Genomic DNA, 19831 nt, shown 5'->3' with positions numbered 1-19831 from the left:
ATTGACAGGTTTTGACTGAGTTGCCCGTCGTGTCGCATGGGCAACAGCGGTCCGAACAATCGAAGGATGGGTAAGCCGTCCCATTCTTATCCAGTCTCTTCGGGCAATTCCGCGTATTGATGAATTGCAGTTCATTCGGCTCGAGTGCAGAACCCTCCGATTGGTTCCTAATTTGCAGGCTATTGCGACCGGGAACGAGTTCAATATGCTGACGTTACCGCCTACGTCATCCGATTGCATCGAGGGGGCGGCTCATTTGGGTGTTATGCGCGAATGCATTCAAACGCAACTGGCGTCACAGACAGTCAACGGCTTCAACTGCTGATCGACGCGATCGTCGACTACGCGATTTATCTGGTCGATCCTGACGGCACGATCGCGAGCTGGAATTCCGGCGCGACCCGAATGAAGGGATATACCGCCGACGAGATCATCGGGCGCCCTTTGTCGATCTTCTATACCCCCGAAGATCAAGCCGCCGGATTGCCGCTGAAGGCGTTGGCGATCGCCACCGAGCAAGGACGATTTAGCTCGGAAGGCTGGCGCGTGCGCAAGGATGGAAGCCGCTTTTGGGCGACCGTGGTGATCGAGGCTGTGCGGGATCACAAGGGGTCGCTGATCGGATTCGCCAAGGTCACACGCGACATCACCGAGCGTCAGGAAGCAGGCCAGGCCCTCATAGAGAGCGAACGGCGCTATCGCCGACTGATCGAAGCGGTGGTTGACTATGCCATTTTCCAGCTCGACGCGAAGGGCTTCGTCGTCACCTGGAATCCCGGCGCTGAACGGATCAAGGGGTACACGCCGGAGGAAATCATCGGCCAGCACTTCTCGCAGTTCTACACGGAGGAGGATCGCGCAAATCGGAAGCCTCAACTCGCGCTCGAGCAAGCCGCGCAAAGCGGTCGCTTCGAAGCCGAGGGATGGCGTGTACGCAAAGACGGCTCGAAGTTCTGGGCGTCGGTCGTCATCGACCGGATCGCGGACGAAAGCGGTGCACTGATCGGGTTTGCCAAAATTACCCGCGACATCACCGAACGGCGCACCGCGCAGGAGACGTTGGCCAAGATCCAGGATCAATTGCTCGCCTCGCAAAAGCTGGAAGCGATCGGACAGCTCAGCGGAGGCGTCGCGCACGATTTCAACAATCTGCTGATGATCGTGATCGGCAATTTGGAAACGATGGAGCGGCACGCCAGGCAGCTTACCAGCAACGCCAACTTTCAGCGCGCCTTATCCCATGCGAAACGCGGCGCCCAGCGTGCAGCGAGCCTGACCAGCCGCCTGCTCGCCTTTTCGCGGCGCCAGGCTCTTGCCCCGAAACCGATCGAACTGAACAACTTCCTCAACGGGCTGCAGGACTTTCTGCAACGGACCCTTGGCGAGCGCGTCGAGGTTCAGACGGTCGGCAGCGCCGGGCTCTGGCAGATTGAAGCGGACCCGAACCATCTCGAATCTGCCATGCTCAACCTTGCGATCAATGCGCGCGATGCGATGCCGGACGGCGGCAAACTGACGATCGAGGCGGTCAACGTATCTGCGGACTATGAGTATTGCCTGCGAAATCCTGAACTCAATCCCGGGCAATATGTGGTGATCAGCGTAACGGACACAGGCCTCGGCATGAGCCAGGACACCCTGGGCCACGCATTCGAGCCGTTCTTCACGACCAAGGAAACCGGACAGGGCACGGGTCTCGGCCTCAGTCAAGTATACGGCTTCGTGAAGCAGTCGGGTGGCCATATCAAGATCTACAGCGAGCTCGGTTACGGGACCAACATCAAGATGTACTTCCCCCGCCACCGTGGCCCTGCCGTGGAGCAGGAGGAGATCGACGAACCGGTCGCGGAAGCTGAATCGAGCAAGGTCGAGACGATCCTGGTCGTTGAAGATGACGAGGATCTTCGCACCTATGTCAGTGAGCTGCTGCGCGAGCTGAATTATCGTGTTCGGACGGCGGGGAGCGCGCAGGCCGCGCTGACCATCCTGCTGCAGGACCAGCCGCATATCGACCTCGTTCTGACCGACGTGGTGATGCCGGGCATGAACGGTCGCGAGCTCGGGAAACGTGCTGCAGAGATGCGGCCGGGACTGAAGATTCTGTACATGACGGGCTATTCGCAAAACGCGGTCATCCACCATGGCAGGCTGGACCAGGGCGTCGATCTCCTGGAGAAGCCGGTCTCACAGGCCAAGCTTGCCTTGCGGGTCCGCGAGATACTCGATCGCCGGTAGTATTCGCAGGATGCGTGCGATTGTCTCCCGCCTGAGGTCCGGCGGCAAATTATCACAGGTTATTGTCGCAGGCTTCCGTGCCACCTTACCGTTGGTGGAAAGCCGCATTCGGGGACCGGAAATGCAGGACATGCTGACGCATCTCGAAAAACTTCGCACCGACGCGGCGGAGTGCGCGTTGATCCGCGACCTGGCAACCGACGTCCGAAAGCGCGAGCTGTTCAGCAAGCTTGCCGAGCATCTGAGTGCTCTCGCCGCGGAAGTCGAAAGCACCGTTGCCGCGGCGCGCAAGGAGAGCGAATCCACGTAGTCGGCGCTACATCACCCGTTCAAAGGTATCGATGCTTGTCGTGACCGCTCGCCACCAATTCAACGGCTTCAGTGTCGCCGGTTCGCCCTCCCCGGCTGCAACCAGCGCCTTGTCCGACACCACGAACCACGCCGTTTCCATTTTCCCGTCGCGAAGCAAACCGGCATAGGAGACGACACGATCGCCCGCCGCCGAAGACCCGACCGACGAAAAGCCGATGCAATTGCCCTGGTGGAGGCCGACGATCGGGACCGTCTGACCGTAAAAGCCGCTATCGGCAAGCGCGGTACGAAAGGTCCCCTCGATGCGGCCATCCGCCTCGCTGGTGATTTCGACGATCGATCCATACTGGTTCTGCCACTTGCCGACCCACGTCATCTCGGCCTCCCGTTACCGCACGCTCTCGGCCCCGAAAGAGCGGACAACACATGGAGGAAATCGATGTTCCGGTGGGATGCCAACATGTGGTGCAGCAATCGGCCGATTGGAACCACCGTGGCGTCGCCGTATTGTCATTCACCCGCCGGTTGAACGGTAATATACTGCTAGCTCCGATATGCGTGGCGAAGCGCGGCTACCCGCCGCGGACATTAGCCGGCATCCGTTGCACTTCAGGATCTTTCATTTGGCACAAATTGCATCTCCAGCATCCAGCAAGACGTCCCGATCGCGCGAGCGGACCACTTCCGCCAGAGCCTCGCGATGAAGACGGACAAGGCCATCTGGTACGTCTCGTTCGCGCTGAGAGATCCCGACGCCGGACATCATCGCTTCGCGCGCCAGACACGCACCTTCACATCCGAGCAGGATGCCAAGGCGTTCGCACGCACCCTGCTCGTTCAGACCCAGGACGTCAGCGCCGGCACGATCAATCCGCACATGCCACGGCGCGTGATCGCACCGGCGGCGATCACGGCGTGGGCCGGCGAGAGCTGAGCTCCGCGTCGCCTTACAGAAATCGCGACGGCGCGAACGGCTGAAGCGGAATCTCCGGCGTCTCGCCGCTGAGCAATTGCGCGACCAGTCGGCCGGTGCGGGCCGAGCCGACCAGGCCGACATGACCGTGGCCGAAGGCATAGACGACATCGCGCGAGGCGCGGCTGTGGCCGATGCAGGGGCGTCCGTCGGGCATGCTCGGGCGATGGCCGAACCAGGTCTTGATGCGCGATGGCGGGATATCCCTTGGCAGCTTCGGGAACATGCTGAAGAGATGCTCGCGCAGGATCTCGGCGCGCTGCCAGTTCGGCTCGGCGTCGAGCCCGGCGATCTCCACCGTGCCGGCGGCGCGCAGGCCCTTGTCGGTCCAGTTGACGACCATCTTGGCGTCCGAGGCCATCATCGAATTGCGCGGTCCGGATTCCGGGCTGTCGATCATGACGTGATAGCCGCGCTCGGTTTCCAGCGGCAGCGGATCGCCGATCGATACGGTCAGCTGCTTCGAGCGCGCGCCCGCAGCGACGACCGCCGCATCGCAGGCGATCTCGCCGCTCTCGGTGACCACGGCAACCAGCCTGTCACCCGCAAGCCTGAGGCCTGTGGCCTTGGCGGCGACGCGCTCGGCGCCGTTCGCGATCGCATGCGCGGCGAGCGCCGCGACATAGGCGCCGGGATCGCGGCAGCGTCCGGCCTCCTCGACCACGACGCCGAACTTGTAGCGCGGATGCAGATCGGGCTCGCGCTGACGCATCTCGTCTTCATCGAGCTCCAGCCATTCGATGCCGACGCGCTTGCGGATGCGCCAGCCGAGGTCACGGTCGAACGGCGCGCGCGAGGGAAACACGTGCATCACCCCGCGCCGCTCGATCAGCTCGGGGACGCCGGCTTCCTCGGCGAGCTGCCGGTGCAGCAGCGGTGCATCCTTCAGGAGATCGCGCATCGCCCGCGCGGTGGCCTCGACCTGCGCCTCGGTCCAGCTCGACAGCAGATACTTGATGAGCCACGGCAAGGCCTTCGGCAGGTACGACCAGCGGATCGCGAGCGGCCCGAGCGGGTCCATCAGAAAGCCCGGCACCTTCTTCCAGGTGCCAGGCTCGGCCGGCGGGATCACCGAATGCGACGACAGCCAGCCGGCATTGCCGTAGCTCGCCGCCTGCTGACCGCCGGGTTCGCCCGGATCGATCAGCGTGACGCGGTGGCCGCAACGCAGCGCCTCGATGGCGCTGATCACGCCGACCGCGCCGGCGCCGATGATCGCGACGTGACGGCCGGCTGACTCTGGCATCAGCTCGCGGCCTGCGGCTGGAAGTCCTTGCCGACCGACAGCGCGCGCTGATCGACCAGGCAGTGCAGGATCGCGGGTTTGCCGGAGGCCAGCGCCCGCTCGAAGGCTGGCGCGAAATCTTCGGTGCGCTCGACCCGCTCGCCATGGCCGCCGAACGCCTTGGCATAAAGCGCGAAGTCCGGATTCTTGAGCTGGGTGCCGACGACGCGGCCGGGATAGTCGCGCTCCTGATGCATGCGGATGGTGCCGTATTGCGCGTTGTCGATGACGACCACGATCAGCGGCGCGTCGTACTGGACGGCGGTGGCGAACTCCTGCCCGTTCATCAGGAAGCAACCGTCGCCGGCGAACGCGACGACGACGCGATCCGGATGATGCCGCTTGGCCATCACGGCCGCCGGCACGCCATAGCCCATCGAGCCCGAGGTCGGCGCGAGCTGCGCCGCGAAGCTGTGGAAGCGATGGTGGCGATGAATCCAGCCGGCATAGTTGCCGGCGCCGTTGCAGACGATCGCATCCTTCGGCAGGCGATCGCGCAACCAGGTCACGACCTCGCCATATTGGAAACTGCCGGGCAACTCGCGCGGCTTGTCGGTCCAGGCCAGATAGTCCGCGTGCGCCTTCGCCGCCTCGCCCTTCCAGGCGGGCGCGGCCGCGGGCTTCATGGTCTCGACCGCGGCGGCGAAGGCTGCGGGCGTCGCCTGGATCGCCAGTGTCGGCTGGTAGACGCGGCCGAGCTCTTCAGAGCCGGGATGGACGTGGATCAGCTTCTGGCTCGGTGTGGGGATGTCGAGCAGCGTGTAGGACGACGACGGCATTTCCGACATGCGGCCGCCGATCAAAAGAATGACGTCGGCCCCGGTGATGCGGTCTTTCAGTCTCGGGCTCGGGCCGATGCCGAGATCGCCGGCATAATGCGAGTGATCGGCATCGATCAGCGCGGCGCGGCGGAACGAGGTGGCAACCGGGAGATCAAAACGCTCGGCAAAGCGCGCGATGCCCTTCGCCGCCTGTTCGGTCCAGCCCGAGCCGCCGAGCACCACGATCGGCGCCTTGGCGGATGCGAGCATCGCACCGAGGCGTTCGAGATCCGATGGCGACGGCCAGGTCGCCGCGGGCTCGACCTTCGGCGCGTCGGCGACGGCTGCGGTTTCGGTCAGCATGTTCTCCGGCAGCGAGATCACGACCGGGCCGGGACGGCCCTGCAGCGCGACGCGGAACGCGCGCGCGACCAGCTCCGGAATACGGTCGGGACGATCAATCTCGACCGCCCATTTCGCCATGGTGCCGAACACCGCCTTGTAGTCGAGCTCCTGGAACGCCTCACGCTCGCGCATGCCGGTGTCGACCTGGCCGACGAACAGGATCATCGGGGTCGAATCCTGCATCGCGATGTGCACGCCATGGGCCGCGTTTGTCGAGCCAGGGCCGCGGGTGACGAAGCAGATGCCGGGACGTCCGGTGAGCTTGCCATAGGCCTCCGCCATCATCGCGGCACCGCCCTCGGCGCGGCAGATCACGACGTCGATCGGGCTGTCATGCAGCGCGTCGAGCGCTGCCAGATAGCTCTCGCCCGGCACGCAGGTGACGTGTTCCACGCCTTGCGCGACCAGCTGGTCGATCAGGATCTGGCCTCCGGTGCGGGCATTGCTTTTGGTCATGAGGGCTCCCTGCGGCTACTGGCGCGCCTTGGCGTCGCGCGGAACGTGGTCCCACGGGGTATGATAGACCGAAATATGGTGCAAGGCCGAAGCCGCGCCGCGAGGCCGCAGCGGCGTCAAGCCATGCGATAGGCAATGGGCAACGTCGTTTCGTCGTCGATTTCCGCAGAGCGGACGATCACCGGCTGGATCGCGGCGGCCCGGCCGGCGCGCAAGCCGGTCGTCATCGTCCTGCGATCGACAGACAGATCGTGCGTCGCCCGGATCAACCTGCGCGAGCTTCTTTCAATGGCTCTATCGGCGACGCAGCAGTGTGCGAGCGAGAAGACGATCCGCAAACTGCACCGTCAGTACCAAGGCGCGCGACGACAACGCGAGACGATTGGCACGATGCACTTTGCGGCGCGCGTGACCACAGCGTGGCACAATCTGCATACACTTTCCATCAAATGCACACTAACAAACATTAAGTGCGCACGCGCTCGTTCCCGTAAGACTACGGTGCGACGCGAGGTCACTTCGCGACTTCTCCACGAGATCGCACCAATTTCGCAGCAAATCGGCGCCTTGCGCGCCGATTTCGGCGGCGCTCATTGCATGCACCACGCGTGATGCCTGGCGCGATCACGCACAGCTCATTGCATGCACTTCTGGATGGAACTCGAATCGCCTACCGTTTCATGCAGTCAGAAATTGTAAATCGTGTATCGCACCTGCCCGCTACGCGGCAGCGGAATGTTTTCTGCTGCCGGTCAGGCGCCGCGTTTTCAGTTCACCAATTGATATCAATGCTGGAGGCAATGCATGTTGGGGATGAAGAGTGTCGCAAGCGTCGTCGGCTCGGACAGTTCATATCGGCTGTTCGACGACATGCCGATCAGTGTCATGCTCTGCGAGCTGGACAATTTCAGGATCACCTACATCAACGAGTCGACGCGGCAGAATCTGAAGAAGATCGAGCATGTGCTGCCGGTGAAGGTCGACGCGCTGATCGGTCAGTCGATCGATATCTTTCACAAGAACCCGCAGCATCAGCGCCGGCTGCTGTCCGATCCGAAGAACCTGCCGCACAAGGCGCGCATCACCATCGGCGGCGAGACGCTCGATCTCACCGTGACGGCGATGACCAATTCGCGCGGCCGCTACACCGGGCCGATGCTGACTTGGGAGCTCGCGACCGAGAAGGCGCGGCTTGAAACCCAGACCGAGCGGCTGTTGCAGATGCTCGACAACATGCCGATCAACATCATGATGTGCGACACCGATTTCAACATCACCTACATCAACCAGACCAGCCTCAAGACGCTCGACACGGTGAAGCATCTGCTTCCGGTGCGGCCGGACCAGATCCTCGGCAACTCGTTCGACATCTTCCACAAGAACCCGCAGCATCAGCGCCGCATCGTCGGCGATCCCAAGAACCTGCCGCACGCAGCCAAGATCAAACTCGGCCCGGAAACGCTTGACCTCAGGGTCTCCGGGCTGACCGACAAGCGCGGCAATTACACCGGCGCGATGCTGAGCTGGTCGGTAGTCACCGGCAACGTCAAGCTGGCCGACGATTTCGAGACGAACGTAAAGGGACTTGCGGGCATGCTGGCGTCGGCCTCGACGCAGATGCAGGGCACGGCGCGGTCGCTGACCACAACCGCCGAATTCGTCAATCAGCGCTCGGCAAGCGCGGCGTCTGCCTCCGAAGAGCTGTCGTCCTCGGTCAACGAGATCAGCCGCCAGGTGTCCGAGGCGAGCCGTATCGCGCGTATGGCGGTCGAGGAAGCCGAGAAATCCGACAAGCTGGTCGCGGGTCTCGTGACCATGGCGCAGAAGATCGGCGATGTCGTCGCTTTGATCAGCCAGATCGCCGGCCAGACCAACCTGCTCGCGCTCAACGCGACGATCGAGTCCGCGCGAGCCGGCGAGGCCGGACGCGGCTTTGCCGTGGTTGCATCCGAGGTGAAGGCGCTGGCCAACCAGACCGCCAAGGCCACCGAGGACATTTCGGCGCAGATCAACGAAATGCAGACGGCGACCGGCAACACCGCCACCGCGCTGAAGGCGATCTCGCAGGTCATCATCCAGATCAGCGAGATATCGACCGTGATCGCCAGCGCCGTCGAGGAACAGGCCGCGGCCACCAAGGAGGTCACCGCAAACATCAACGGAACCACCAAGGCGATCGACGATGCCAGCAAGGCCGCCGAGAACGTGCTGGCGGCCTCCGGAGAGCTCGCCAGCAACGCCTCCGAGCTGGAAGTCCAGGTCGACAAGTTCCTCAAGAACGTGCGGGCGATGTAGCGCCGCCGGGATCGCGCGCTTGCCTACAGCGAGCGCGCGATCAACACCTTCATGATCTCGTTGGTGCCGCCATAGATCTTCTGGATGCGGGAATCGATGAACATCCGCGAGATCGGATATTCCTGCATGTAGCCGTAGCCGCCATGCAGCTGCAGGCATTCGTCGGCGGTCTCGACCTGCTTCTGCGAGCACCACCATTTCGCCATCGAGGCCGTCACGGTGTCGAGGTCGCCGGCGACCAGCCGCTCGACGCACCAGTCGACGAACACGCGGGCGATCATCGCCTCGGTCTTGCGCTCGGCGAGCGTGAACGCGGTGTTCTGGAATTCGATCAGCGGCTTGCCGAACGCGGTGCGCTCCTTGGTGTATTCGGCGGTGATCTTGACCGCGCGCTCCATCGAGGCGACGGCGCCGATCGCAAGCGACAGCCGCTCCTGCGGCAATTGCTGCATCAGCTGCACGAAGCCGTTGCCCTCCTCATTGCCGAGCAGGTTCTCCGGCGGCACCGTGACATTGTCGAAGAACAGCTCCGAGGTGTCCGATGCGTGCAGGCCGATCTTGTCAAGGTTGCGCCCGCGCCGATAGCCTTCGGCACCGGCGGTCTCGACCACAATCAGCGAAATGCCCTTGGCGCCCGGCGCTCCGGTGCGTGCCACCACGATCACGAGATCGGCGGCCTGGCCGTTGGTGATGAAGGTCTTCTGGCCGTTGATAACGTAGGAATTCCCCTGCTTCTTCGCCGTGGTCTTGATGCTTTGCAGGTCGGAGCCGGTGCCGGGCTCGGTCATCGCGATAGCGCCGACCATCTCGCCCGACGCCATCTTCGGCAGCCAGCGCTTTTTCTGCTCCTCGGAGCCATAGTTAAGAATGTAATGGGCGACGATCGCGCTGTGCACGGAGACGCCGGTGGTCAATTCCGGGACGGTGCTCTCGAGGTCATCGAGCACGGCCGCGTCATAGGCAAAGCTGGTCCCGAGTCCGCCATAGGCCTCAGGCACGCTCGGCAGCAACGCGCCCATCTCGCCGAGCGCGCGCCAGGCCGAGCGGTCGACCAGCTTCTGCGCGCGCCATGTCTCGGCGTGCGGCGCAAGGTCCTTGGCGAGGAATTTGCGGAACTGGTCACGGAAGGTGTCCAGTTCCTCGGTCATCCAGGACGATCGGTAGTGCATCATTCCCTCTGTGTTAGTTCTATGCGTCATGAACGGCTTGTGCCGACAACTACGGCCTATCCCCGTCATTGCGAGCGAAGCGAGGCAATCCATCTCGCCGCATGTACGGAACGATGGATTGCTTCGTCGCTATCGCTCCTCGCAATGACGGGTGGGCACCACGACGCGTTGTGACGCAACAAGACTAGACGATCAGACCGCCGCCGGCGACGATCACCTGACCGCTGATGTAGTTCGATTCCGGCGCGCAGAATAGGTAGACCGCGTCCGCCGCCTCCTCCGGCGTGCCGCCGCGGCCGAGCGGGATCATGCGGCCCATCGCCTCGAGCATTTGCGGCTGCACGCCGACCTTGATGTCACGGCCGGCGACGTCGATGGTCTTCTGCCGGGTCTCGATCGGCTGGGTCAGGCGGGTGTTGATCAGGCCGAACGCCACGCAATTGACGTTGACCTTGTAGCGGCCCCACTCCTTGCACATCGTGCGCGTCAACCCGATCAGCGAGGCTTTCGCGGAGGAATAGCTGGCCTGCCCGGCATTGCCGTAGAGGCCCGCGATCGAGGAGATGTTGACGACCTTGCGGAACACCTCGCGTCCGGCCTCGGCCTCCCTCTTCGCCATCACCCGGATCGGCTCCGACGCCGCACGCATGATGCGGAACGGGGCGACCAGATGGACGTCGAGCATCGCCTGGAACTGCTCGTCGGTCATCTTCTGGATCGTCGAGTCCCAGGTGTAGCCGGCGTTGTTGACGATGATGTCGAGGCCGCCGAACCGCTCGATGGCGCTGCCTACGAAGCGATCGGCAAAGCCGGCCTCGGTCACGCTGCCATTGACCGCGATCGCTTCGCCGCCCGCAGCCTTGATCTCGGCCACGACGGCGTTGCCCGGCTCGGCATCGAGGTCATTGACCACGACGCGCGCGCCCTCGCTCGCAAGCTTCAGCGCAATCGCGCGCCCGATGCCGCGGCCCGATCCAGAGATGAGCGCGACCTTTCCTTGCAGTTTCGACATGATTTCTCCTAAAGCGCGATAATGGCTTCGCCGGCGAGCTTGATCTCGCCGTTCTGGTCCTTGGTGGTGAGCGCGAGTTTTGCGCGCTGCTCGCCGCCCTGCTCGATCAACTCGGTCACCGTGCCTTCGCAGGTCAGCTTCGCGCCAAGTTGGGTGATCGCGGCAAAGCGGGTCGAGAACGATCTGATCCGCGACGGCGCCACCGCATCGGTCAGCGCCTGGCCGAGATACCCCATGACCAGCATGCCGTGCGCGAACACGTCGGGGAAACCGGCCGCCTTCGCGAAGTCGATGTCGACATGGATCGGGTTGTGATCGCCGGAGGCGCCGCAATACAGCGCCAGACGATGCCGGGTGATCGGTGCAAATTCCTTGTGGACGATGACGTCGCCGACCGAGGGAACGCTGCTGCTCATGACGGCCTCGCATTGCGCACCACGATGGTACGCGAGACATCGGCGACGTGGATGCCGTTCTGGTTGGTGACCGGCGTGTCGACCACGATCAGCGTCATCGCGCCACCCTTCTTGTCGGTCACGCTGGCAACGCGCGGATGGAACGTCAAGGTGTCACCGATCACGACGGGAGCGTGATAGTCGAAGCGCTGCTCGCCGTGCAGCACCCGGGCGAGATCGATGCCAAGTGCGGTCAGGAATTCGAATGGCACCGTTGCGTCCATCATCTCCAAGCAAAACAGATAGGTCGGCGGCACCGGAGCCGCCGTTCCATCACGATAGACCGGATTGGTCTCGCCGAGCGTATCGAGGAAGAAGCGCAGGCGTCCCGGCTCGACGCGCGCGGTCACGGGCGTGAACGCACGCCCGACAGCGGATTGATCGACCATGGCAGCCTCAGGCGCGTTCGTAGAGCGTGACGACGCAGGCGCCGCCGAGGCCGAGATTGTGCTGCAAGCCGAGCCGCGCGCCATCCACCTGCGTCGCCGCAGCGGTGCCGCGCAGCTGCCGGGTCAGCTCGTAGCACTGCGCAAGCCCGGTGGCGCCGAGCGGATGGCCCTTCGACAGCAAGCCGCCGGACGGGTTGGTCACGATCCTGCCGCCATAGCTGTTGTCGCCGTCGTCGATGAATTTTGCGGCCTCGCCCACGCCGCACAGGCCGAGCCCTTCATAGGTGATCAGCTCGTTGTGGGCGAAGCAGTCGTGCAGCTCGACGACGTCGAGGTCCTTGGGGCCGATGCCGGCGGCTTCATAGACCTTGTTGGCGGCATCGCGCGCCATGTCGTAGCCGACCACCTGCATCATGTCGTCAGCCCCGAAGGTCGACGGCGTGTCCGTCGTCATCGCCTGCGCCGCGATGCGGACGCTCTTGTTGAGGCCATGCTGGTCGGCGAATTTCTCGGAGACCAGGATTGCGGCGGCGCCGCCGCAGGTCGGCGGGCACGCCATCAGCCGCGTCATCACGCCGGGCCAGATCACCTGGTCGTTCATCACGTCGTCGGCGGTCACTTCCTTGCGGAACAGCGCCAGCGGATTGTTCTTGGCGTGGCGGCTCGCCTTGGCGCGCACCTTGGCGAAGGCAGAGAGCGGCGTGCCGTATTTCTTCATGTGGCTGAGGCCGGCGCCGCCGAAATAGCGCAGCGCCAGCGGCACGCCGGGCGCGTGGACCAGCTTGTCGGCCGCGGCGTCGAAATCGTCGAACGCGCTGGGGCGATCGGTGAACACGGCCCCTAACGCGCCGGGCTTCATCTGCTCGAAGCCGAGCGCCATCACGCAATCGGCAGCGCCGGACTCGATCGCCTGCCGCGCCAGGAACAGCGCGGTCGAGCCGGTCGAGCAGTTGTTGTTGACGTTGACGATCGGGATGCCGGTCATGCCGACCGGGTAGAGCGCGCGCTGGCCGCAGGTGGAGTCGCCATAGACGTAGCCGACATAGGCCTGCTGCACTTTGCCGTAGTCGAGGCCGGCGTCGGCGAGCGCGAGCTTCGCCGCCTCAGCGCCCATCACGTGATACGGCGCATTGGCGCCGGGCTTGACGAACGGGATCATGCCGACCCCGGCAACATAGGTGCGTGACGCCATCGCGTGTCCTCCCGAAAATTACCCACTGGACTATTTATTACCCATGGGTAATATACGGACCATTACGCCGAGTCAATGCGGCATTGACTTCACGACACCGGCTTCAAGATATGGACGACGGTCACATCCCCTCCTCCAGCCTGTCCCCCTGGCTGCCCTTCGAGAGCCGGCGCCGCGCCCGCGACGAGAAGCGCGAGGCGGTGCTGCGCACGGCCGTCGCCCTGTTCCTGGAACAGGGCTACCACGGCGCCACGCTGAACGAGGTCGCCAGACGGCTCAACATCACCAAGCCGGCGCTCTACAATTACTTCCGCGGCAAGGACGAGATCCTCTACGAATGCTGGTCGATCGGTAATGAGCTGGTCGATGACTGCATCGCCGAGACCTCTGCAAGCACCGGCAGCGGCCTCAGCAAGCTGCGCAAGCTGATCGTCCGCTATGCCGAGCTGATGACCGAGGACTACGGCAAGAGCCTGGTCCGCTTCGACCTCCGCGATCTCAGCGAGGACAACCGCAAGATCGTGCAGACGGCCAAGCGACGCATCGACCGCTCCTTCCGTGACTATATCGCGCAGGGCGTTGAGGACGGTTCGGTGAAACCGTGCGACGCGAAGCTCGCGGCGTTCGCGATCGCAGGCTCGCTGAACTGGATCGGACACTGGTTCCAGCCCGGCGGTGAGATGACCGGACGCGCCGTCGCCGAGGAGTTCGCGATCCGCCTCACCGAGGGCATCGCCACGACAGCAACGCGCAAGACAGCGCAGAACGCAGCCGTTCCGGCAGCAGAGAAGGCGGACAAACCGCCTCGCAAGGGAAACGCACCAAGGGAGGACGAGAGTGAACATCACACACGGGCTGCGGCGCGCGCTGCAGGTCAATCCAAACGGGCTCGCGGTCGTCTGCGGTGAGCGGCGGCGGAACTGGCGCGAGGTCGGCGAGCGCGTCGCCCGCCTCGCCTCCGCCATCCGCTCGCTCGGCGCCGGGAACGGCGACCGCGTCGCGATCCTGTCGCTGAATTCCGACCGCTATCTCGAACTGTACCTCGCAGTCGGCTGGGCCGGCGCCGTGATCGTGCCGCTCAACATCCGCTGGTCGCCGATCGAGAACGAGGACGCGCTGCGCGACTGCCGCGCAACGATCCTGTTCGTCGACAAGGCGTTTGCGGCGATCGGCACGACGCTGGCGAGCGCCATCCCCGGCCTGAAGCTGGTCTATGCCGACGAAGGCGAGACGCCTGCCGGCATGGAGAATTACGAGACGCTGATCGCGCGCAGCGAGCCGATGGCGGACGCGATGCGCACCCGCGACGATCTCGCCGGCATCTTCTACACCGGCGGCACCACTGGCCGCTCCAAGGGCGTGATGCTGAGCCACGGCAATCTGATGGCCAATGCGCTCAACGCGCTCGGCGAAGGCCTGTGGCCGGGCACCTCGATCTATTTGCACGCAGCGCCGATGTTCCACCTCGCCAACGGCGCGGCGATGTATTCGGTGCTGCTGTCGGGCGGATCCAACGTCGTGATCCAGGGCTTTACGCCGGATGGCGTCGCCGCCGCCGTGCAGAAGGAACGCATCACCGACGTGCTGCTGGTGCCGACCATGATCCAGATGTTCGTCGATCATCCGACGCTCGGCACCTACGACCTGTCGTCGCTGAAGCGAATCTCCTACGGCGCCTCCGTGATCAGCGACGCCGTGCTGATGCGCGCCATGAAGGCGCTGCCGCATGTCGAATTCACCCAGGCCTACGGCATGACCGAGCTGTCGCCGATCGCGACGCTGCTGCACTGGAAGGAGCATATCGGTGACGGCCGCGCCAAGGGCCGGCATCGCGGCGCCGGCCGCGCGACGCTGGGCGCCGAGGTCAAGATCGTCGATGCCTTGGATCAGGTGGTGCCGCTCGGCACCGTCGGCGAGATCGCGGTGCGCGGCGATATGGTGATGATGGGCTATTGGGAACGGCCGGAGGAGACCGCGCGCGCCGTGATCGACGGCTGGATGCACACCGGCGACGGCGGCTACATGGACGAGGACGGCTTCGTCTACGTCGTCGATCGCGTCAAGGACATGATCATCTCCGGCGGCGAGAACGTCTATTCGGCCGAGGTCGAGAACGCCCTCGCCCAGCACCCGTCGGTGGCGCAATGCGCCGTGATCGGCATCCCGAGCGAGCGCTGGGGCGAGCAGGTCCACGCCGTCGTGGTGATGAAGAGCGGCGCAAGCGCCACGCCGGACGAGCTGATGGACCACTGCAAGGCGCTGATCGCCGGCTACAAGTGCCCGCGCAGCGTCGACATCACCTCGACCCCGCTGCCACTCTCCGGCGCCGGCAAGATCCTGAAGCGCGAGCTGCGCAAGCCGTATTGGGAGAACCGCGAGCGGCGCGTGAGCTGACGGCCGACATCGCAGAACCGTAGGGCGGGTTAGCCGCAGGCGTAACCCGCCCTCTTGGTTCGCACGAAACGGCGGGGGTAGCGCTTCGCTAATCCGCCCCACGCAGTGCATGGCGCTGCGCGAGCCGCGAGCGTTGACATCGGAGCTTGCTGCCGATTGGATCGATTCAGATTCAATCCAGCGAGTTCCGATGTCCGCACCTGATACCAATGCCGACGGCAAGCCCCGCCGCCTGATGCACCGCCGCTCCGTCGAATGTCTCGGCTATCTCCGCGACGACGGGCTGTGGGAGGTCGAGGCGCGGCTGGTCGACACCAAGCCCTATGCGCGGCAGGACAAGCATCGCGGCCTGCAGCAGCCCGAGGATCCCGTGCACGACATCAGGCTGCGGCTTGCGGTCGACGACAGTTTCACGATCCGCGAGACCGGCACCAATATGGCCTCGACGCCCTACCCGTCCTGCCTCGATGTCGAGGGCATTTTGCAGCGGCTGGTTGGCGAGCGTATCGGCAAAGGCTGGCGCGAACTCGTCCGCCGCAAGATCGGCAAGCTGGAGACCTGCACCCATCTCGCCGAGCTCTTGGGTCCTGCGGTAACGACCCTGTTCCAGACCGCGACCTCGGGCAAGGACCCGCAGGGCCGCGGCGCGCTCGATCACCAGCGCGACGTCAAGGAGCCGCCGTTCTTCGTCGGCGGCTGCTATTCGTGGCGGCTGGATGGACCTGTCGTCGCCGAGACCTTTCCGCAGTTCGCGAAAAAGCCTGTCGAGGTGAAGCAGGATTCGTGAGCTTGGCCCGCGTTGCGGCACGGCGGCCTACGCGGGCACGTTTCCCGTGAGCCGATCGATGACGTTGAAGAGCCGGTCGCAGGAAGCCTCGATTCTCTTTTGTGGAGACGTGGCGATGCCGAGCACCAGACCGGATCGCACCGAAGCGCTCGACGCATACCAGAGCGACAGAGGCGTGGGCGCCAAGCCGAACGATGCCAGTTCCCTTGCGATCGAGAGATCAGAAATCCCGTCCGGCAGTCGCAGGATCGCGGCCAATCCACCGATGGTCACGTTCTTGGCCCGGGCCCGCAGACATTTGAGCAATGCGTCACGCTGCGCCGCGTAGACCCGCTTGGTGCGGCGAAGATGCCGCAGATAGTGGCCGTCGCGGATGAATTCGGCGGTCGCGAGTTGCACCGGGGGTGCGGGCGCCGGGGCGAGACAGGCCGCTATCTCGGCAAACCGGGGCATCAGGGACGGCGGTGCAACGACAAAGCCCAGCCGCAAGGCCGGCGTCAGGGTTTTGCTGAACGACCCGATGTGAATGACGCGCCCGGCACGATCGAGCGAGGCGAGCGCCGGCGTGGCGCGGCCCTTCAGCTGAAGCTCGCTCAGATAGTCATCCTCGATCACCCAGACTCGCTCCTGAGCGGCCCAATCGAGCAGACGCGCGCGTCTTGCCAGCGAGAGTGTGAAGCCGAGCGGCGCCTGCTGTCCGGGAGTTACGACCACCAGGGCGGCATCCGGCGCGTGTTGCAGGCCATAACTGACATCAATGCCGTCGGCATCAACCGGAATCGGCGCGATCGACAAGCGCGCCAGCTCGAGACCGTGCCGGGTGAAAGGAAAGCCCGGCTCCTCCATCCAGACTTTCTTCTGCTCAAGGCCGAGAACATGAAGCGTCAATCCAAGGCCGCCGCTGAAGCCTCCGGTGATGAAAACGTGGGATGGCGTGCACGCGATCCCGCGCGCCAGCGCAAGGTATGCCGCGATCTCCCGCCGCAATTCCAGTTCGCCGCGCGGATCCGGGTAGAGAGCCGGCGCGCTCATCTCCGCGCGAACTGCCTGCGTGTGCAGCCTCGAGAACAGCGTGGCGGGGAATGTCGCCTGCGCGGGTACGCCCATCTGGAAGATGGCGGGTCCCGCGATGAGCTCCTGATACGTCTCCATGAAGGAGCCGGGGTCGGGAGCCTCTTCCTGCACGGCCGCAAAGGACGGCCGATCCGCGACATGCGTTCCCCTCGCGCGTGACGCGACGATCAGCTGCGCCGAGGAAAGCCTTTCATACGCCGCGCGCACGGTGCCTCGCGCAACGCCAAGCTGAGCCGCGAGGTCCTGCCAGGACGGCAGACGCGCGCCAGGAGCGAGCACGCCGCTTTCGATGGCGCCGCCGATCCCTCTGCGGATCTGCTCCGCCAGCGGCGTCTTCGCGGATCGATCCAGTTCCAGTTGGAAGCGCCCGGTCATAGCCGTTGGTACACGATTTTTGCCGATTCTTGGTACTTTTTTATGGACCAAGGTAGGCGCACCTATGGGAGCAAAGGAGAGCACTGATCATGCAAATATCATCCATCCTCGCTGCCTGCGCCGCCCTTGCCATCGCCGCGGCAACGCCTGCCGCAGCGCATGAGACGGTCACGCCGACCTTCCAGCAGCCGATCACCAACATTCCCGGCAAGTCGCTGATTGCGGTCGTCGTCGACTATGCGCCGGGCGCAGCGTCGCCACCGCACGTCCATGCCAAGTCGGCCTTCATCTTCGGCTATGTGCTGTCTGGCGAAATTGAATCGCAGATCAATGACGGACCGGCGCGGGTCTACCGCACCGGCGAAAGCTTCTACGAGACGCCCGGTTCCCGCCATCCCGTCAGCCGCAACGCCAGCAAGACCGCGCCGGCAAAACTGCTCGCCGTATTCGTCGTCGACACCGACGAGAAGGAACTGACCACTCCCGTCAAACAGAACGATCGTTAAGGAGCCCACCCACATGCGTCTCGATTACAACCGCATTGCGCCGGCCGGCGTCAAAGCCCTCGGCGGAGTCTACGGCTATGTCTTGCAAAGCAACCTGCCCGCCACGCTGATCACCCTGGTCTACCTGCGCATCTCGCAGATCAACAACTGCGCGTATTGCCTCGACATGCACACGCGCGACCTGCTCAAGAGCGGGGTGAAGATCGAAAAGCTGGCGCTGCTGCAGGCGTGGGCGGAAGCCGGCGATCTCTTCGACGAGCGCGAACGCGCTGCGCTCGCATGGGCGGAAACGGTGACCCGCGTCGCCGATACCGGCGTGCCGGATCAGGCTTATGAGGCTGCCCGAGCGGTCTTCGATGAGCGCGAGCTCGTCGACCTGACCATCGCGATCAGCCTGATGAATGCCTACAATCGCATGGCGATCAGCTTTCGGAACACGCCGCAGGCGGCGATCGGGCTGGCGGCTTGATGATCAACGGCATGGAAGAAGGAGCCACCAAATGACCGAGGTTTCCGGCATCACGATTCCCGACAGCAAGCTGGCGCGCGAGGCGGCCGAGCTGGTGCGCCAATATGAAAACGAGATGCTGTTCAACCATTCGGTTCGCGTCTATGTGTTCGGCGCGATCAGGGGAATCCGGCAGAAGCTGAAATTCGATTCCGAGCTGCTTTATGTCGCGGCACTGTTTCACGATCTCGGCCTGGTCGATCACTACCATACCGAGACCAAACGCTTTGAGGTCGACGGCGCCGATGCAGCACGCGAATTTCTGCGGGCGCGCGGCATCGCGGACGCGAAGAGCGATCTGGTCTGGGAGGCGATTGCCTTGCACACCACCCCCGAGATTCCGCAATATATGCGGCCGGAAATCGCGCTCACCAACGCGGGAGTTTTGGTCGATGTCGTAGGCGTCGGATACGACGACTACACGCCGGAGCAACGCCAGCAGGTGATCGCCGCATTTCCGCGCGGTGACTTCAAGAACGAGTTTCTCGAGATACAGACGTGCTCGGCCCTGAAGAAGCCTCAGACCACGTTCGGAACCGTCAATTTCGACTACATCGAAGATCGCGATCCGACGTTCCGCAAGCCGAATGCATGCGTCCGCATCCGCAACACTCCCTGGCCGAGCTGAGCCTTCTTCGGCCGCGCCCCGCATGATATCGTGCGAAGGCAATCACGGGGTGAAGCGTGGAGAAATACGGCGCCGGGTCGATCGTCGTCATCGATTATGATCCCAACTGGCCTACCCTGTTCGCGCAGGAGCGCGCGCGGATCGCGCAGGCGCTCGGCGTGTTCGCGTTGGCCGTTGAGCATGTGGGCAGCACGGCCGTTCCCGGTCTCCCATCGAAGCCCATCATCGACCTGCTGGTCGGTGTGCAGAGCCTCGAAGAGGCAAAGCGACGATGCGTCGAGCCGATCGAGGCGCTTGGCTACATCTACGTCCCGGAATACGCCGCATGGATCCCCGGCGAGTTGTTCTTCCGCAAGGGACCGCCGGGTCCGTGGACCCACCATCTGCATGTGATGGAGCCGTCGCATCCGCGTTGGGAAGCATTGGTGGTGTTTCGCGACTATCTTCGCGCGCACCCTGAGGCAGCTCGCGCCTACGCCGACATCAAGCGAACCCTCGCTGCTTCGTCAAACGACAACATCGGGGCCTATCGAAACGGCAAAACTGCCTTCGTCGAAGAAACCACGGCCAAGGCCCGCGCCTGGCGCGCAGCGACGCGGGATCGGTAACAATTCCGGACC

General features: G+C 64.1%; 21 protein-coding genes. 12 read left to right on the top strand and 9 right to left on the bottom strand.

The window, feature by feature from the left end; all coding sequences use genetic code 11:
• The first annotated feature begins 273 nt into the window (after positions 1-273).
• Positions 274-2235: a hybrid sensor histidine kinase/response regulator gene (locus AC628_RS27405; protein ID WP_074129906.1), complete on the top strand. Its 1962-nt coding sequence runs from the start codon at positions 274-276 to the stop codon at positions 2233-2235.
• A 121-nt stretch (positions 2236-2356) separates the two neighbouring features.
• A complete protein-coding gene (locus AC628_RS27400; protein ID WP_074129905.1) occupies positions 2357-2545 on the top strand; it encodes a hypothetical protein in 189 nt (62 codons plus the stop codon).
• A 6-nt stretch (positions 2546-2551) separates the two neighbouring features.
• Here AC628_RS27400 and AC628_RS27395 read toward each other — a convergent pair whose 3' ends face one another.
• Complete coding sequence (locus AC628_RS27395; protein WP_074129904.1) at positions 2552-2923, bottom strand: avidin/streptavidin family protein; 372 nt, start codon at positions 2921-2923, stop codon at positions 2552-2554.
• Between the two features lie 324 nt (positions 2924-3247).
• Between AC628_RS27395 and AC628_RS27390 the strand changes: the two genes are divergently transcribed.
• Positions 3248-3481: a hypothetical protein gene (locus tag AC628_RS27390; RefSeq protein WP_074129903.1), complete on the top strand. Its 234-nt coding sequence runs from the start codon at positions 3248-3250 to the stop codon at positions 3479-3481.
• A gap of 13 nt (positions 3482-3494) precedes the next feature.
• Here AC628_RS27390 and AC628_RS27385 read toward each other — a convergent pair whose 3' ends face one another.
• Positions 3495-4766 carry an NAD(P)/FAD-dependent oxidoreductase gene (locus AC628_RS27385; RefSeq protein ID WP_074129902.1) on the bottom strand — a complete coding sequence of 424 codons (1272 nt, stop codon included), beginning with the start codon at positions 4764-4766 and terminating at the stop codon, positions 3495-3497.
• On the bottom strand, positions 4766-6427 hold the full coding sequence (locus AC628_RS27380; protein WP_074129901.1) for a thiamine pyrophosphate-binding protein: 1662 nt from the start codon (positions 6425-6427) through the stop codon (positions 4766-4768). The genes AC628_RS27385 and AC628_RS27380 overlap by 1 nt, the downstream gene beginning before the upstream one ends.
• A 135-nt stretch (positions 6428-6562) precedes the next feature.
• Here AC628_RS27380 and AC628_RS43170 point away from each other — a divergent pair, with 135 nt between their 5' ends.
• Together AC628_RS43170 and AC628_RS27375 are read left to right on the top strand one after the other, a co-directional pair.
• On the top strand, positions 6563-7039 hold the full coding sequence (locus AC628_RS43170; RefSeq protein WP_143201825.1) for a hypothetical protein: 477 nt from the start codon (positions 6563-6565) through the stop codon (positions 7037-7039).
• Between the two features lie 192 nt (positions 7040-7231).
• Entirely contained in the window at positions 7232-8722 is a 1491-nt protein-coding gene (locus tag AC628_RS27375; RefSeq protein ID WP_074129900.1) for a methyl-accepting chemotaxis protein, read from the top strand.
• Between the two features lie 23 nt (positions 8723-8745).
• Here AC628_RS27375 and AC628_RS27370 read toward each other — a convergent pair whose 3' ends face one another.
• From AC628_RS27370 to AC628_RS27350, 5 genes are all read right to left on the bottom strand, one after another.
• Complete coding sequence (locus tag AC628_RS27370; RefSeq protein ID WP_074129910.1) at positions 8746-9891, bottom strand: acyl-CoA dehydrogenase family protein; 1146 nt, start codon at positions 9889-9891, stop codon at positions 8746-8748.
• 184 nt (positions 9892-10075) lie between these two features.
• The gene (locus tag AC628_RS27365) at positions 10076-10903 is read right to left on the bottom strand and encodes an SDR family NAD(P)-dependent oxidoreductase (RefSeq protein WP_074129899.1); all 828 of its coding nucleotides are present in this window, start codon (positions 10901-10903) and stop codon (positions 10076-10078) included.
• A gap of 8 nt (positions 10904-10911) precedes the next feature.
• The gene (locus AC628_RS27360) at positions 10912-11319 is read right to left on the bottom strand and encodes a MaoC family dehydratase (RefSeq protein WP_074129898.1); all 408 of its coding nucleotides are present in this window, start codon (positions 11317-11319) and stop codon (positions 10912-10914) included.
• Positions 11316-11747, bottom strand: coding sequence for a MaoC family dehydratase N-terminal domain-containing protein (locus AC628_RS27355; RefSeq protein WP_074129897.1), 432 nt, complete (start codon positions 11745-11747; stop codon positions 11316-11318). Before AC628_RS27355 ends, AC628_RS27360 begins: the two co-directional genes overlap by 4 nt.
• A gap of 7 nt (positions 11748-11754) precedes the next feature.
• Positions 11755-12939, bottom strand: coding sequence for a lipid-transfer protein (locus AC628_RS27350; RefSeq protein ID WP_074129896.1), 1185 nt, complete (start codon positions 12937-12939; stop codon positions 11755-11757).
• Between AC628_RS27350 and AC628_RS27345 the strand changes: the two genes are divergently transcribed.
• From AC628_RS27345 to AC628_RS27335, 3 genes are all read left to right on the top strand, one after another.
• The gene (locus AC628_RS27345; protein ID WP_502689776.1) at positions 12930-13847 is read left to right on the top strand and encodes a TetR/AcrR family transcriptional regulator; all 918 of its coding nucleotides are present in this window, start codon (positions 12930-12932) and stop codon (positions 13845-13847) included. The two genes, AC628_RS27350 and AC628_RS27345, sit on opposite strands and share 10 nt — an antisense overlap.
• On the top strand, positions 13777-15333 hold the full coding sequence (locus tag AC628_RS27340; RefSeq protein WP_074129894.1) for an acyl-CoA synthetase: 1557 nt from the start codon (positions 13777-13779) through the stop codon (positions 15331-15333). The genes AC628_RS27345 and AC628_RS27340 overlap by 71 nt, the downstream gene beginning before the upstream one ends.
• Before the next feature lie 190 nt (positions 15334-15523).
• Complete coding sequence (locus AC628_RS27335; protein WP_168193461.1) at positions 15524-16120, top strand: DUF2889 domain-containing protein; 597 nt, start codon at positions 15524-15526, stop codon at positions 16118-16120.
• Between the two features lie 27 nt (positions 16121-16147).
• Here AC628_RS27335 and pdxR read toward each other — a convergent pair whose 3' ends face one another.
• Positions 16148-17569 (bottom strand): MocR-like pyridoxine biosynthesis transcription factor PdxR, encoded by a 1422-nt coding sequence (gene pdxR / locus AC628_RS27330; protein ID WP_074129892.1) that lies wholly within the window; start codon positions 17567-17569, stop codon positions 16148-16150.
• An 89-nt stretch (positions 17570-17658) separates the two neighbouring features.
• Here pdxR and AC628_RS27325 point away from each other — a divergent pair, with 89 nt between their 5' ends.
• The 4 genes from AC628_RS27325 to AC628_RS27310 are packed head-to-tail and all read left to right on the top strand — an operon-like array spanning position 17659 to position 19819.
• On the top strand, positions 17659-18075 hold the full coding sequence (locus tag AC628_RS27325) for a cupin domain-containing protein (RefSeq protein WP_050418764.1): 417 nt from the start codon (positions 17659-17661) through the stop codon (positions 18073-18075).
• A gap of 13 nt (positions 18076-18088) precedes the next feature.
• On the top strand, positions 18089-18544 hold the full coding sequence (locus tag AC628_RS27320; RefSeq protein ID WP_074129891.1) for a carboxymuconolactone decarboxylase family protein: 456 nt from the start codon (positions 18089-18091) through the stop codon (positions 18542-18544).
• 31 nt (positions 18545-18575) lie between these two features.
• The gene (locus tag AC628_RS27315) at positions 18576-19211 is read left to right on the top strand and encodes an HD domain-containing protein (RefSeq protein ID WP_074129890.1); all 636 of its coding nucleotides are present in this window, start codon (positions 18576-18578) and stop codon (positions 19209-19211) included.
• Positions 19212-19267: 56 nt separating this feature from the next.
• Positions 19268-19819, top strand: coding sequence for a GrpB family protein (locus AC628_RS27310; RefSeq protein ID WP_074129889.1), 552 nt, complete (start codon positions 19268-19270; stop codon positions 19817-19819).
• The last annotated feature ends 12 nt before the right edge of the window (positions 19820-19831 follow it).

Source organism: Bradyrhizobium sp. NAS96.2 (assembly GCF_001908235.1).
In the GTDB taxonomy this organism is placed as follows: Bacteria; Pseudomonadota; Alphaproteobacteria; order Rhizobiales; family Xanthobacteraceae; genus Bradyrhizobium.
Note: the sequence above shows the minus strand (reverse complement) of the source record. Positions and strands in the feature narration are given on the sequence as shown.